This window comes from Clostridioides sp. LIBA-7602 (genome assembly GCF_056688945.1).
Window position 1 is genome coordinate 3,123,408 of sequence record NZ_CP196991.1, and the last position, 14,524, is coordinate 3,137,931.

Below are 14,524 nucleotides of genomic sequence, written 5' to 3' on the forward strand. Positions count from 1 at the left end.
ACATAAGCTTATAACACTTTAATATTATTCAGCTAATTTTTTATATCCTTCATATCTTTCTTTAGCATCAGCTTCAGCTTTAGTAAATAATCCCTCAGCTTGCTCTGGGAATTGCTTAGCTATAGCAGAGTATCTTACTTGTGCAAGTATGAAATCTCTGAAGCTTGCAGTTGGTTCTTTAGAGTCTAAAGTGAATGGGTTTTTACCTTCAGCTTTCACTTCTGGATTGAATCTGTATAAATGCCAGTATCCGCAAGCAACAGCTTGTGCTTCGTTAGCTACAGTTCTTCCCATACCTTCTTTTAATCCATGGTTTATACATGGAGCATAAGCTATTATTAAAGATGGTCCATCATGTTTTTCAGCTTCTAGAACAGCTTTGATAAATTGGTTTTTATCAGCACCCATAGCAACTTGAGCTACATATACGTTTCCGTAAGTCATAGCCATCATTCCTAAATCTTTCTTTCTAGATTGCTTACCTGCAGCAGCAAATTTAGCCATAGCAGCAGCTGGAGTAGCTTTAGAAGCTTGACCTCCTGTATTTGAGTATACTTCTGTATCAAATACAAGTACATTTACATTTTCACCAGATGCAAGAACATGGTCTAATCCACCATAACCGATATCATATGCCCAACCATCTCCACCTAGTATCCATTGAGATCTCTTAACTAGATAATCTTTTCTATCCTCGATAGCTTTTACTAATTCTTTAGCTTTTGCATCTGTACAATCACAATCTGCTTTTGCTAATAATTCAACAACTTTAGCACTTGCTACTTTAGAAGCTTCTCCATCATTTCTAGAATCTAACCATTCTGTAAATACTGCTTTAGCATCTTCACAGATATCCATAGAAACTAATTCTGTCATAGCATCTACTATTTTTCCTCTTATTTGTTTAACAGCTGTGTACATACCAAATCCGTATTCAGCATTGTCTTCAAATAAAGAGTTTGCCCAAGATGGACCTTTACCTTCATGGTTACAAGTATAAGGAGTTGATGGTGCAGAAGCTCCCCATATAGAAGAACATCCAGTAGCATTAGCTATCATCATTCTATCTCCATATAATTGTGTAACTAACTTGATGTATGCAGTTTCTCCACATCCAGCACATGCTCCTGAGAATTCCATTAATGGTTGTCTAAATTGACTTCCTTTAACAGTATTTGCAGGCATAACATCTACTTTTGGAGCTACTTCATCAGGATTTACTGCAAATGCCCAATTATCTAACTCTGTATCAAGTTGAGTATCTATTGGCTTCATAACTAAAGCTTTTTCTTTAGCTGGACATATGTCAGCACAGTTTCCACATCCTGTACAGTCAAGTGGACTAACTTGAATTCTATATTTTAATCCTTCTAATCCTTTACCTAATGCTTTTTTAGTCTCAAATCCTTTTGGAGCATTAGCTAATTCTTCTTCAGTAACTAATACTGGTCTTATACATGCATGAGGACATATAAAAGAACATTGGTTACATTGGATACAGTTATCTGTTATCCATTCAGGAACATCAACAGCTATACCACGTTTTTCGTAAGCTGAAGTACCACAAGGGAATGTTCCATCTTCTATACCATTGAATGTACTTACTGGTAAGTTATTTCCTTCTTGTGCAGTCATTGGTCTTAATATATTTCTTATAAATTCTGGTTCTTTAACTTCTTCTTTATCTGCATCAACAGCATTTGTCCAAGAAGCTGGAACTTCAACTTTAACTAAAGCATTTATTCCTGCATCAACAGCAGCATAGTTCATGTTAACTATTTTTTCACCTTTTTTACCATAAGCTTTAACTATAGAATCTTTTAAGTATTTAACAGCATCTTCTTCTGGTATTATTTCAGCTAATTTAAAGAATGCAGATTGCATTATCATGTTTATTCTGTTTCCAAGACCTATTTCTTGTCCTAATTTAACAGCATTAACTGTATAGAATTTTATATCATTTTTAGCTATATATTGTTTCATATGAGCTGGTAAGTTTTCTTCAATTCCAGCTTGGTCCCATATAGTGTTAAGTACAAATGTACCACCTTTTTTAAGACCTTTTAATAAATCATATTGATAAACATATGATTGTTTATGACAGGCAATATAGTCAGCCTCATCTATTAAATAAGTTGCTCTTATTGGAGTATCACCAAATCTTAAGTGAGACATAGTTATACCACCAGATTTTTTAGAGTCATAATCAAAGTAAGCTTGAGCATATTTTTCAGTGTGGTCACCGATTATTTTTATAGCTTGTTTGTTAGCTCCAACAGTACCGTCAGAACCTAATCCCCAGAACTTACATCTTATAGTTCCTTTAGAAGCTATTTTAATTGGCTCAGCTGGATTTAAAGAAGTATTAGTTACATCATCAACTATACCTACTGTGAATCCATTCTTAGGTTGTTCTGAAACTAAGTTATCAAAAACAGTTTTTATATCTGAAGGAGTAGTATCTTTTGAACCTAATCCATATCTTCCACCTATTATCATAGGAGCATTTTCTTTTCCATAGAATACATCACGTACATCTAAGTATAATGGTTCACCAGTTGCACCTGGCTCTTTAGTTCTATCAAGTACACATATTCTTTCAACAGTAGATGGCATAGCATCTAAGAAATGTTTCATTGAGAATGGTCTATATAAATGAACTTTAACTAAACCATACTTTTCTCCCTTAGCATTTAAGTAATCTATAGTTTCTTCTATTGTCTCTGTTACAGACCCCATAGCTATTAATACATATTTAGCATCTTCTGCTCCATAATAATCAAATAAACTATGTTTTCTACCTGTTAAATTACTCATTTTTTCCATGTATTTTTCAACTATACCTACTATATTTTGATAGTATTTGTTAGAAGCTTCTCTAGTTTGGAAATATATATCTGGATTTTGAGCAGTACCACGAGTAACTGGATGATTTGGAGATAATGCGTTATCTCTAAATGCTTGAACTGCTTCAAAATTTAATAAACTTGCGTAATCTTCATTTTCTAATAATTCAACTTTTTGGATTTCATGTGAAGTTCTGAATCCATCAAAGAAATGTATAAATGGTAATCTACCTTCTATTGCAGCTAAATGTGCAACTGGTGCTATATCAGCTACTTCTTGAACTGAACCAGAAGCTAATAATACACATCCAGTTTGTCTAGCAGCCATAACGTCTTGATGATCCCCAAATATTGATAAAGCTTGAGATGCTAAAGCACGAGCACTTACATGGAATACTCCTGGTAATAACTCTCCTGCAACTTTATACATGTTAGGTATCATTAATAATAAACCTTGAGATGCTGTAAAAGTAGAAGTTAAAGCGCCTCCTTGTAAAGAACCATGGAATGCTCCTGCTGCTCCTGCTTCTGACTGCATTTCAACAACATTAACTTCTTGTCCAAATACATTTTTTCTTCCTTGTGATGCCCACTCATCAACTACTTCAGCCATAGTTGAAGATGGTGTGATTGGATATATAGCTGCTACATCTGTAAACGCATAGGCAACGTGAGCTGCAGCTGTATTTCCATCAAGTGTTTTCATAAACTTAGCCATAATATGTATCCTCCTTGATAGCTACAATTGTACTTGTTTATAACAAGTCTATTTTTTATATTTACATATAATTTACACAACAAAAATATAAACACACATATAGTCGCGCAAATACTCTATCTTCTAATATAATACTACAGATTAGATAAAATTCCTTTGAAAATTGTAAATTAATTACATATTTAAGTAGATTTTTTTTTAAATTAAATATGTTAAGTTTTCTTCATAATTTTGTATACAATATATAATAAATTAAGTTAGATTTTTCAAACTTTTTTATCTATTTGTATATATTGGTCTAAAGAGTAAAATAGTTATCTTTATATATGCAAATTTTTATATATATAATTTTACCATATTACATTATGTTTTTGTAAGTTTTTATTATATTTTTCATAATACCCCTTTATTTTATAAATTAATCTAATAGATTAATTTTATCAAATAGAAATTTATTACATTTAAAAAAATATGCTAGCAAATAGAGCATCCACTAGCATAAATTTCATTTATAATATTAATCAACTATTAATTCTACTAACTCTCCATTTTTAACTCCTGCTGCATTTCCTTCTTCCATGTCAACATGCATTTCTAGATTGAAGCTATCACTAGCTCTTACTAATACATTTTCAAATACTAATGCTCTTGGTCCAGAAGTTTTAACTTTTACTATTTGCTTATCAGCTACACCAAATTTAGCAGCGTCTTCATTGCTCATATGTATATGTCTAGAAGCAACTATAACTCCTTCTTTCATTTCCACTTCTCCAGCAGGTCCTACTAATTTAACACCTGGAGTTCCAGCTATATCACCAGATTCTTTTATTGGTGCTTTTACTCCTAATGGGAATCCATCTGCTAAAGATATTTCAACTTGAGTGTGAGCTCTAGCTGGTCCTAATACTCTAACTCCTTTTAAAGTTCCTTTTGGTCCTACTAAATCTACCTTTTCTTCACAGGCATATTGTCCTGGTTGAGATAATGGTTTAAATTTAGTTAATTCATGACCTGCTCCAAATAATACGTCTATATCAGCTTGACTCAAATGAACATGTTTATTAGATAATGCTATTGGTAATTTCATTGAAATTCCCTCCTTTTAATTATTTTAAATTATTGCAATACAATTATACATAATATTACCTACAAAATCAAATTATATTGAATCAATATATATCTTTAAATTTTTATATATTATATCTTTAAATTCTTGATTATCTGTGTAAGGTATATTGTCTGTATTATTTAAATATATATTGTGTAAAAGTTTAGTATTTATACTCTTAAAGAAAAAATCCATGACAATCTGCCCACCTTTAAATTGTGAATCATAGGATTTACTACCTCCTACTGCAATATACATACCAATACGTTTCTTATTCCTATCAATTGAGGGCTTCTTTAGCACATATTTACTTGCATATATAGCTTGAGTTCTATCAACAACAGTTTTTAATTTAGCTGAGATTGAATCAAAGTGTACAGGGCTTATCACGATAGTTCCTTTTGATTCATCAAACATTTTATATAATGGTTTCATGTCATCATTAAACTTGCAAAAACCTGTTTTTTCACAAAATTCACATGCTGTACAATATTCAATATCCATATCATATATGTTAAATATTTTACTACTCAATCCACTCTCTTCTAACTTAACCTTTACTTCATTTGCTATAAAACTGCAATTTTTATTATTTCTTGGGCTTCCATTTATTATCATAATCTCTGGACTTTTAAGTTGTTTTTTATTATTTAAATCCATAATCAATCTACCTATCCTTTAACATAACGATTAAAATATCATCATCATAATTATCTTTTGATGAGAAATTCTTTAAATCTAATTTTAGATTTTCTACTATTAACTGCTGATTCAATCTAAAGTTTTCTTTTAGAAAGTTTTCTAATCTATTTATACCATATTCTTCTTTTGATGTATTTTTTATCTCTAAAATTCCATCAGTGTACATACATACCATTGCATAATCTTCCATTGAAAGAGTATTATTTTCATAGGTAGCATCTTCCATTATCCCAATAGGTATTCCTTTTTTACAATTCAAATTATTTTCTATCGTCCCATCCTTCTTTACAACTACAGGACTGTAGTGACCAGCATTAGATACTGTAATAATATTTTCTTTAGTATCTATAGTACCTATCAAACATGTTGTAAATACACCCATTTTATCAAATTCATCATACAACATGCTATTTAAATGTGTCATTATTTCTCTTGGTGTATTATATTGATTGCATAATACTTTAAAAGCTCCTTTTATCATCGCAACAACATAATTTGATACCATTCCATGTCCCATTACATCAGCTACAATATAAACTATGTGTTCATCATCTACCCTTGTAGCATAATAAAAATCTCCTCCTACTACTCTTGCTGGTTTATGATAAAAATAAAGCTCTTTCTCATCATTACAATCCATTTTTCCTTTGTCCATAATAAGTTGTTGCTGTTTATTTAATATATTCAACTCATTTTCAAGAACTTTGTGTTTTACTTCTTTTTCGTTGTGCTCATATAATTGCATTCCAACAGAAACTTGTTTGGACAATATACTAAGAATATTTAAATCATCACTAGTATAGTTTTTACTGTTTGCACAAACTATACACCCTATAGTCTCATTCTTATCCTGAAGTTTATAATATATATAACTTTCCAAGTTTATTCCCTTTTTTGAACATGGTTTTAAGTTATTTAGGTATCCTCCCAATGACTCTTTCTTCAAAAATGTATCAAGCATAGGGTATAAATTGGTTTTCTTTTTTTGCTCAGTATTATAACAGCTAAATATTTTATCCTTATTTTCATGACCAGTTATAATTATTAAAGCTTCTTTACTATTAGTAATATTGCAAGCTTGTTTACTTAAATTTTCTAAAAAACCATCTATACTCTTATTAAGGTATAATTTTTTAGTAGCTTCATTTATAGCACTTATTGAACCTCTTAACTTATCAATTAAAATTTGTACATTATTGTTTTTATTAGTTATTTCTATTGATAAACTTAGAAGTGATGCAACAGAGGATATAAAGTCTATATCTTGTTCTGTTAAATAATCCTCCTCTTTTAAAAAGCAAGTCATAAATCCAACAACTACATTGTTTATTATAAAAGGAAAAACTATTCTCCCAATATAACCTTCAGATTTTGCTAAATCTCGTTCACCTTCTGCTCTAGAATCTTCAAATACATTTTTTACATATATTATCTTCTTTTCATTTACAGCTTCATGTATATATTCTGGATACGTGTCAAAATCAATCTTTGCACCTTTAAGACTATTGATTGGAAAAATTTGAGGTACATATTCTAAGGTTTGTGAACATACTAAGTAGGCATGTTTAGAATCATTTTTATAGAATAGATTTACACATGCCTTTGTAGGGTGAACAACCTCTAACATTTTTTCTATTATGTCGTCTTTTATATTAAAAAAATCTGTAGATTCAGTCACCATAGCGGATATTTCCACTAAATTCTTCATTTTATAACTGCCATTAGTCATACTCAATTTCTCCCCCTATATATTAAACTATTTATTAGTATTTTAACATACATTCTTTATAGTAAAAACAAAAACAACGACAAAACTAGCAACTAATATCCAGTTAAATCCTGTCAATAATCCTATAAGAAGCAATGTAATTAGTGCATTTAGACCTGTTCTTCCTTTTTCATCCATAAAAGTAATTTTAGAGATGTCTATATTATTCTTTACATTATTTATATGTTCTTTTACTTGTTCTTCCATATTTCTCTTATATAGAATATAAACCACACCAATTAAAAACACTCCTATACCTAAAACCAAATTTAAATTAAATGCTAGCATAAGTAATATTGAACCAAAAACTAACTTTAAAAGTTTAAAAAATACGCTGTCTATTTTTAAAGTTATATTTCTGATTTCTTTACATTCATCTCTTAAAGAATATCCACTTGAATCTAAATTATTAATCTTTGTTTTTACAATTTCAGAATAAAAAAGCTTTATTATCCCATTTAACATTTTCATCACTCCTAAATATTTTACATATATTTGTAAGTTTTACAATTATAATATTTTTTATACTTGGTAATAATAAAAAATAACAAATATTTTATAATTTAGTATTTATTGTAAATAAGTTAGTAAAACTTTATAGGCTAAGTATAAATTTTTTAAAATAAATATTTTTACAATTAGAAGGAAGTGGTTGTGTGCAAATAGAACAACTTGATTTAGAAACAAGAAATAAAATATACTGCTATACTAAAAAAATACTTAGGAAATACCAAAAAGGTATAACATCTGGTAAATTAACCGCAGATAAATTTGCAGATAATATATTATCTCAAGGTTTTATTAGTAATATACTTGATGAAAAAATAGTCAAGGAGTACGACTTTAAATTATCTTATATAGACTATATAGAAACTTTGATAAAAATACAAAATGAAAATTTATCTAACTCTAGAAAAAAATTTACTAAGTCTGTAGAGTGTTTCAACATCTCTCAAGTAATCCAATTAAAAAACTTACTAAATGATACTGGTTATAATTTATTGATTCCATATAAATACTTAACTTCTAAGGATATAGAAGGAATCGTTACTCTTATTAATACTGGTTCTATTGAGCTTGGAAATGAGAGAATCTATAATTATATATCAAAAGTATGATAATATAAAATTATTATAAAAAGGCAATTTATTTAATAAAAACTATTTTTAATATTAAATAAATTGCCTTTTAATTTTTTAATCAAAGATTATTATCCAAGAGCTTTTTCTAATTTAGATAAATGTTGTATTGGATAATATCTCAATAGCTCTTTGAATTGTTCTACTGATAGACCTTCTGTTGTTGTGTATATTCTTATCTTTTCATCTAAGTCACTATTAATAAATTTGTTTTTTAAATCCTCAAAATTTACGCTACTCATTTTACATCACTCCTTATGTAACATATTCATTTGTATTATTTTATCCAAATTCCTAAAATTTATTACATAAAAATGCACCTATGTAAAATTTAATAAAAAAAAGCTATCTCAATTTAGAAATTACTTTCTATATTTGAGATAGCTTTAGCTAAACTAATAGCCTAATAGTTATAAATAATTATTTATTAACTATCTGTTGCTTTTTCCAGCCATTTGTTGTTCAGCCATTTCAACTAATTTTTTAGTCATGTATCCACCTACATAACCATTTTCTCTTGCAGTAAGGTTTCCTTTATCAACTTGTTGATAATTACTCATACCAAGTTCATTAGCTATTTCTAATTTCATTTGGTTTAAAGCCTCTTTTGCTCCTGGTACTACTGTTCTGTTGTTGTTATTGTTACTTGCCATGTTGATTACCTTCCTTCTGTTTAATTTATTTTGTGTTGCTGATAATATTATGTGATTTTAAACATTTTTAATTCAGGTAATTTTTAGCAATTAAAGCCTGCTAAATATCCAGTAGAAAAAGCTATTTGTAAATTGAATCCTCCTGTATATGCATCTATATCTATTATCTCTCCAGCAAAAAATAGACCTTCTACTAATTTTGACTCCATTGTACTTGCATTTATCTCATTTACTTTTACACCACCAGAAGTTATTATAGCTTCATCAATAGGTCTGTATCTTTTTACAGTAAACTTTAAATTTTTTAGTAAATGAACTAAGTTTTTTCGCTGTTCTCTAGAAATTTGGTGAACAACTGTATCTGGATTAATATCACTTAAATTTATTATTACAGGTATAAGTTTTTTTGGAAGTAAATCGTCCAATGCTTTTTCAAATTTTTTATTTGTATACTTTGTGAAATCTTTTTGAACTCTTTTATCCAGCTTTTCTTCGTCTAATGCTGGTTTTAAATCCAACAATATAGTGTAATTTTCTTTAGTTGTATCTTTCATTCTACAACTTGCAGATTTTATTATAGGTCCATCTAAGCCAAACTTAGTAAATTCAAGTTCTCCAAAATCACTATAAACTTTCTTTTGTTTGCTATTAAATACTCTTATCTCAACATTTCTTAATGATAATTTTTCCAAATCTTTTATAAAGCTTTCTTGTATTTCAATACCAATTAAAGATGGCTTTGTATCTACAATAGTGTGTCCCTGAGAAGCAGCAAATTTATATCCATCACCAGTAGAACCAGTAAGTGGATAACTTAATCCTCCAGTTGCTACTATAACTGAGTCGCACTTGATTTCTTTTTTATTGGCTAGAACTACTTTTTCAATTTTATTATTTTTAGATATTATTTTTTCTACTTTCGAATTTAATAATATATCTACTTTCTTGTTTTTAAGTTGTTTTTCAAGAGCCTTTACAACATCAAATGCTTTATCACTTTCTGGAAACACTCTTTTTCCTCTTTCTGTTTTAGTTTTTACACCAAGATTATTAAACATACTTATTACATCATCATTTGTAAAAGTATAAAAAGCACTATATAAAAACTTTCCATTTGTAGGAACATTTTCTATTAGTTCTTCTATATCACAAGCATTAGTTATATTACATCTACCTTTTCCTGTTATCGAAAGTTTTTTACCTAATTTATAATTTTTCTCAATTAATGTTACGTCAAATCCTCTTTCACATGCAGTTGATGCTGCTATCATCCCTGCTGGTCCTCCACCTATTACTACTACCTTTTTCAAATAATCACTCTCTTCTTCCCTTAATTTTTTAAATTAAACTATTAATTTAATAATTTAATTTAATTTCAAAAGTTTAAATAATGCAGGAGCTCCTGCGACTCCATAAAAAACAACTACAGTATTCTTTATAAAGTTCATAAAAATTATACTCACATTGGAATCACTTAGATTTAAAGTAACAATTAACATTGAAATAAATACTTTAATACCAATATATAACATGCCTATTGTTACTATCCCAATCAAAAACCTACATATTCTTGAAAATATTATATTTTTACTGTTTTTATTTTTACTACTAAAATTAATTTTTTTTGTATTATTATCTGTATTAAATTTAACAAATATATCTTCAACTATATATCCAAATACAAACCCTACTATAATACCAAATTTTTCAAAATACTCAGGACTATTTAGAAATATAGCTACTATTACAAATGGTATTAGTAAAGTTACAAGAAAAATATAATTTTTATTATCATCGATATAGTCAAATATTTTTACAAATATCACTGTAAAAAATATACCTAATATCCAGCCAGCAATTACGTCTATAGGCCAATGAACTGCCAAATATAGTCTAGAAAATCCAACGCCTAAGACCATTACTGCACCTATTAAGTGAATATATCTATTTTTAAATATAGTCATAATGCTAACCCAAAATGTAGTTGCAGTTTGAGTATGAGCACTTGGGAAAGAGTAACCACCAGCAGTAGAAACTCTCAATGATTCAAGACCTTTTATTCCTATTGGTCTAGGTGCTTTTACAAATTCTTTGATTCCTAAATTTACAACGAAGTTTCCAATTATAGCAAACAATATTTTCTGTCCGCATTTTTTATTTATACACCAGTAAATGATTGTTGTAATTAATATTAATAGTGGTGCTTCTGTACTTATTGTGAATACAAGAAATATAAAGTTCAAAATTGGATTTCTTAAATTTTGGAAAAATAATAATATACTTAATTGAATATCCATATAGATGTCTCCTTCACTAAAATTTTATATACTTAATTAAAAAGCACTAACTCCCTTAGAGATTAGTGCTTTTAATTCACATTTAAGTCTTATTCTACATCCTCAACTATACCTATATAAGGTAAATTTCTATACTTCTCAGCATAATCTATTCCATAGCCAACAATAAATTTATCTTCAATAACAAACCCCACATAATCTACAGGTATATTAGCTTTTCTTCTTTGAGGTTTATCAAGTAAAGTACATAGTTTTAGACATTTTGGGCTTCTAGTCTTTAAAGCTGCAACCAGGTTGCTTAATGTCAATCCAGAATCTATTATGTCTTCAACAATTAACACATTCTTTCCTTCAATATCTACATCTAAGTCTTTTAATATTTTAACTGTTCCAGAAGATTCTGTTGAACTACCATAACTTGTAACACTCATAAAATCTATATTTACATCTAAATCTATACATCTTATTAAATCTGAAACAAATACACTAGCTCCTTTAAGGATACCTACTACTAGTAAATCTTCACCTTTAAAATCTTCTTCTATCTTTTTACCTAATTCATAAACTTTTTCTTTTATTTGTTCTTCTGTCAACATTTTTCCTGTAATTTTGTACATCTTGTATCCTCCCGCTTTCCATCTATTAACCTATATATTATAGCATACCAAAATATCAATTAAAATATTTTTCATCATTTTTGAACTCAAAGTAACAGCTTATCCATACTTTTTTGCTTTTTATCTTAAAAATTTGGAATAAACATTCCTTTGTATTATAATCTATATGTACGTATATTAATCAGTTATTTTTATCAATTATATAATTTTATTTTTGGAGGTACTTTTATGAGCACAAATCATGGAGCTAATTTATATAGTTTATCTAGTAAGTATGGCTTTTCAAAGGAAGAATTTATGGATTTTAGTTCAAATATCAATCCTTTTGGTACATCAAGTTTAGCCAAACAGTACATTGTAAACAATATAGATATGGTATCTATGTATCCTGACCCCGATTACATAGACTTAAAAACTTCTATATCCAATTACTGCAAATGTTCTATAGATAATATAGTACTTGGTAGTGGAGCTACAGAATTAATTTCATCATTTATACATACAATTAACCCTAAACAAGCACTTTTACTTTCTCCTGCTTATTCAGAATATGAAAAAGAGCTATCTAAAATTAATTGTTCTATAGATAAATACTTTGCCAAAGAAGAGGATAATTTTCATATAAATTTAGAAAATCTTATAAAAACTATTAACTCTAAAGATTATGATTTGGTTGTAATCTGCAACCCTAGCAATCCTACTGGATTTGCATTTACTAAAATAGAAGTGAGAGAGATTTTAAAAAACACAGACTCATTTTTGATGATTGATGAGACTTATGTAGAGTTTACTGATACAGACATATACTCTTGTACTCAATTAGTTGATGATTATCATAATTTATTTGTTATAAGAGGTACATCAAAATTTTTTTCAACACCTGGCATAAGACTTGGATATGGCCTTATATCTAACACTGATGTTAAAACTGAAATAAATAAAAATCTAGATTTATGGAATATAAATATAATAGCTTCCAAAATGGGAGAAATCATGTTTAGTGATTCAAATTTTATATCAAGCACTATTTCTTTAATGAATACTGAAAGAGATTATTTACTTAAAGAACTTAAAAAGATTAAGCACTTAGATGTGTATGATACTAAAGGTAATTTCATACTATGTAAAATTAAAACAAAGGAATTTACTGCTAAAGCTCTTCGTGAGAAATTAATTCCTCAAAAGATAATAATAAGAGATTGTTATTCATTTGAAGGTCTAGATGAATATTTCTTTAGAGTATGTATACTAAAACCTAATGAAAACAAATTATTAATATCATCTCTTAAATCAATTTTCAAATAGAAAAATCACTTTATTTTATAACTCTATATAATATAAAAAATGAGTTATCTCTATGCGAGATAACTCATTTTCGTTTATTAACAAACTAAGCACTTTGCTTTTCTTTGTTTCCTTTTTTACTCATTCCATCATTTATTTTATCAACAACTGCTGCTATTGCATTATCTCCTGATACATTACATGCTGTACCAAAACTGTCTTGAGTTAAGTATAAAGCTATCATTAAGCTCGCAAGACCACCATCTGATGGTATTCCAACCATTGGTAAGAAAGGAAGTGCACTCATTATAGCTCCCCCTGGTGCTCCTGGTGCTGCAACCATTGCTATACCTAACATTGCAATATAAGGGAATAATACACCTATTCCATGTGGCATACCATTCATCATTAAAACTGCTGTTGTGAATCCTGTTATTGATATCATACTACCTGATAAATGTATTGTTGCACAAAGAGGCACAACAAATTCTCTGATTTGCTTACTTACTCCATTTTTTTCTGCACAACCAACGTTAACTGGTATAGTTGCTGCTGAAGACTGAGTACCTATAGCTGTTAAATATCCAGGTATTTGATTTTTTAACATTTTTACTGGGTTTTTTCCTGAAAACATTCCTGATGCTGTAAATTGACATGCCATATATACAAAATGTAAAGGTATTACCACTAAATAAACTTTCCAGAATACCCCTAATATTGTCCATACTTGCCCTGCTATAGTTATATTTGCAAAAGTTCCTGCTATGTATAAAGGTAATAAAGGTATAATTACTGTTGACAACGTTTTCGTCACAATTTCTTGGAATTCTTGGAAGAATTTAAATAAAGTTTCTCCCTTTCCATGATTTCTTAAAGCTGATATTCCAAGTCCCATTACAAATGCAAACACAATTGCTGCTGTTACATCTACCATAGGCTCTAATGGAATTGTGAAGATTGGAGCTAACATTCCTGCTTCTGGGTCTCCAATTTGACTTGCTACACTTGCATCAATAAAATTTGGGAAAATTAGCATAGATACTGCAAATGATAATAACCCTGCAATTAGAGTAGAACCATATGCTATTGCTGTAGTTATTCCTAATAATTTTCCTGCTCCTGTTGCTAAATCTGCTATACCTGCTGTTACAAACCCTATAATTATAAATGGTATGACAAACTTTAGGAATGCTGAGAATAGAGTACTAACTGTTACTAATATTTGTACAAGTATTTCTGGTGCATAACTTCCGATTAAAATACCGACTATGATACCGATGATTAGTTTGGGCACTAAACCTATTTTTTTCTTCATAATATTTACCCTCCATAATTTTTTTAAATTAAGCATCCTTGTACATTGAATACTTAGCTAAATATTGGATATCCACT

General features: G+C 28.8%; 13 protein-coding genes. 2 read left to right on the forward strand and 11 right to left on the reverse strand.

The genetic code is table 11. The features are described from left to right. Positions 1 to 24: 24 nt before the first annotated feature. The 5 genes from nifJ to ACTG45_RS14895 form a co-directional block, all read right to left on the reverse strand. Positions 25 to 3,564, reverse strand: a complete 3,540-nt coding sequence (nifJ, locus tag ACTG45_RS14875; RefSeq protein ID WP_021385465.1) for a pyruvate:ferredoxin (flavodoxin) oxidoreductase — start codon at positions 3,562 to 3,564, stop codon at positions 25 to 27. Between the two features lie 517 nt (positions 3,565 to 4,081). Beyond that, positions 4,082 to 4,651, reverse strand: coding sequence for a phosphate propanoyltransferase (pduL, locus tag ACTG45_RS14880; RefSeq protein ID WP_021385571.1), 570 nt, complete (start codon positions 4,649 to 4,651; stop codon positions 4,082 to 4,084). Positions 4,652 to 4,723: 72 nt separating this feature from the next. Continuing rightward, positions 4,724 to 5,332 (reverse strand): flavodoxin family protein, encoded by a 609-nt coding sequence (locus ACTG45_RS14885; RefSeq protein WP_479919273.1) that lies wholly within the window; start codon positions 5,330 to 5,332, stop codon positions 4,724 to 4,726. Positions 5,333 to 5,339: 7 nt separating this feature from the next. After that, a complete protein-coding gene (locus ACTG45_RS14890; protein WP_479919274.1) occupies positions 5,340 to 7,103 on the reverse strand; it encodes a GAF domain-containing SpoIIE family protein phosphatase in 1,764 nt (587 codons plus the stop codon). Positions 7,104 to 7,145: 42 nt separating this feature from the next. Next, positions 7,146 to 7,607, reverse strand: a complete 462-nt coding sequence (locus ACTG45_RS14895) for a hypothetical protein (RefSeq protein ID WP_021385435.1) — start codon at positions 7,605 to 7,607, stop codon at positions 7,146 to 7,148. 191 nt (positions 7,608 to 7,798) lie between these two features. Between ACTG45_RS14895 and ACTG45_RS14900 the strand changes: the two genes are divergently transcribed. After that, positions 7,799 to 8,260 (forward strand): hypothetical protein, encoded by a 462-nt coding sequence (locus tag ACTG45_RS14900; RefSeq protein WP_021385554.1) that lies wholly within the window; start codon positions 7,799 to 7,801, stop codon positions 8,258 to 8,260. A 92-nt stretch (positions 8,261 to 8,352) separates the two neighbouring features. Here the strand turns inward: ACTG45_RS14900 and ACTG45_RS14905 are convergent, their stop codons facing one another. The 5 genes from ACTG45_RS14905 to hpt form a co-directional block, all read right to left on the reverse strand. After that, positions 8,353 to 8,523, reverse strand: coding sequence for a hypothetical protein (locus ACTG45_RS14905; RefSeq protein ID WP_021385572.1), 171 nt, complete (start codon positions 8,521 to 8,523; stop codon positions 8,353 to 8,355). Positions 8,524 to 8,712: 189 nt separating this feature from the next. Next, positions 8,713 to 8,934, reverse strand: a complete 222-nt coding sequence (locus ACTG45_RS14910; protein WP_003416009.1) for an alpha/beta-type small acid-soluble spore protein — start codon at positions 8,932 to 8,934, stop codon at positions 8,713 to 8,715. Between the two features lie 83 nt (positions 8,935 to 9,017). After that, the gene (locus ACTG45_RS14915) at positions 9,018 to 10,244 is read right to left on the reverse strand and encodes a BaiN/RdsA family NAD(P)/FAD-dependent oxidoreductase (protein ID WP_021385378.1); all 1,227 of its coding nucleotides are present in this window, start codon (positions 10,242 to 10,244) and stop codon (positions 9,018 to 9,020) included. Between the two features lie 54 nt (positions 10,245 to 10,298). Further along, positions 10,299 to 11,231 carry a phosphatase PAP2 family protein gene (locus ACTG45_RS14920; RefSeq protein ID WP_479919275.1) on the reverse strand — a complete coding sequence of 311 codons (933 nt, stop codon included), beginning with the start codon at positions 11,229 to 11,231 and terminating at the stop codon, positions 10,299 to 10,301. Positions 11,232 to 11,320: 89 nt separating this feature from the next. After that, positions 11,321 to 11,848, reverse strand: coding sequence for a hypoxanthine phosphoribosyltransferase (gene hpt, locus ACTG45_RS14925; protein WP_044213776.1), 528 nt, complete (start codon positions 11,846 to 11,848; stop codon positions 11,321 to 11,323). A gap of 228 nt (positions 11,849 to 12,076) precedes the next feature. Here hpt and ACTG45_RS14930 point away from each other — a divergent pair, with 228 nt between their 5' ends. Beyond that, positions 12,077 to 13,153, forward strand: coding sequence for a pyridoxal phosphate-dependent aminotransferase (locus ACTG45_RS14930; protein WP_479919276.1), 1,077 nt, complete (start codon positions 12,077 to 12,079; stop codon positions 13,151 to 13,153). 85 nt (positions 13,154 to 13,238) lie between these two features. Here the strand turns inward: ACTG45_RS14930 and ACTG45_RS14935 are convergent, their stop codons facing one another. Then, positions 13,239 to 14,447 (reverse strand): dicarboxylate/amino acid:cation symporter, encoded by a 1,209-nt coding sequence (locus tag ACTG45_RS14935; RefSeq protein ID WP_021385368.1) that lies wholly within the window; start codon positions 14,445 to 14,447, stop codon positions 13,239 to 13,241. Positions 14,448 to 14,524 lie beyond the last annotated feature (77 nt).

Coding starts and splice junctions, on each gene's coding strand:
- ACTG45_RS14905 (WP_021385572.1), bottom strand. CDS start 8,523: ATGAGTAGCGTAAATTTTGAGGATTTAAAAAACAAATTTATTAATAGT.
- ACTG45_RS14920 (WP_479919275.1), bottom strand. CDS start 11,231: ATGGATATTCAATTAAGTATATTATTATTTTTCCAAAATTTAAGAAAT.
- ACTG45_RS14910 (WP_003416009.1), bottom strand. CDS start 8,934: ATGGCAAGTAACAATAACAACAACAGAACAGTAGTACCAGGAGCAAAA.
- nifJ (WP_021385465.1), bottom strand. CDS start 3,564: ATGGCTAAGTTTATGAAAACACTTGATGGAAATACAGCTGCAGCTCAC.
- ACTG45_RS14895 (WP_021385435.1), bottom strand. CDS start 7,607: ATGTTAAATGGGATAATAAAGCTTTTTTATTCTGAAATTGTAAAAACA.
- ACTG45_RS14885 (WP_479919273.1), bottom strand. CDS start 5,332: ATGGATTTAAATAATAAAAAACAACTTAAAAGTCCAGAGATTATGATA.
- ACTG45_RS14930 (WP_479919276.1), top strand. CDS start 12,077: ATGAGCACAAATCATGGAGCTAATTTATATAGTTTATCTAGTAAGTAT.
- pduL (WP_021385571.1), bottom strand. CDS start 4,651: ATGAAATTACCAATAGCATTATCTAATAAACATGTTCATTTGAGTCAA.
- hpt (WP_044213776.1), bottom strand. CDS start 11,848: ATGTACAAAATTACAGGAAAAATGTTGACAGAAGAACAAATAAAAGAA.
- ACTG45_RS14935 (WP_021385368.1), bottom strand. CDS start 14,447: ATGAAGAAAAAAATAGGTTTAGTGCCCAAACTAATCATCGGTATCATA.
- ACTG45_RS14890 (WP_479919274.1), bottom strand. CDS start 7,103: ATGACTAATGGCAGTTATAAAATGAAGAATTTAGTGGAAATATCCGCT.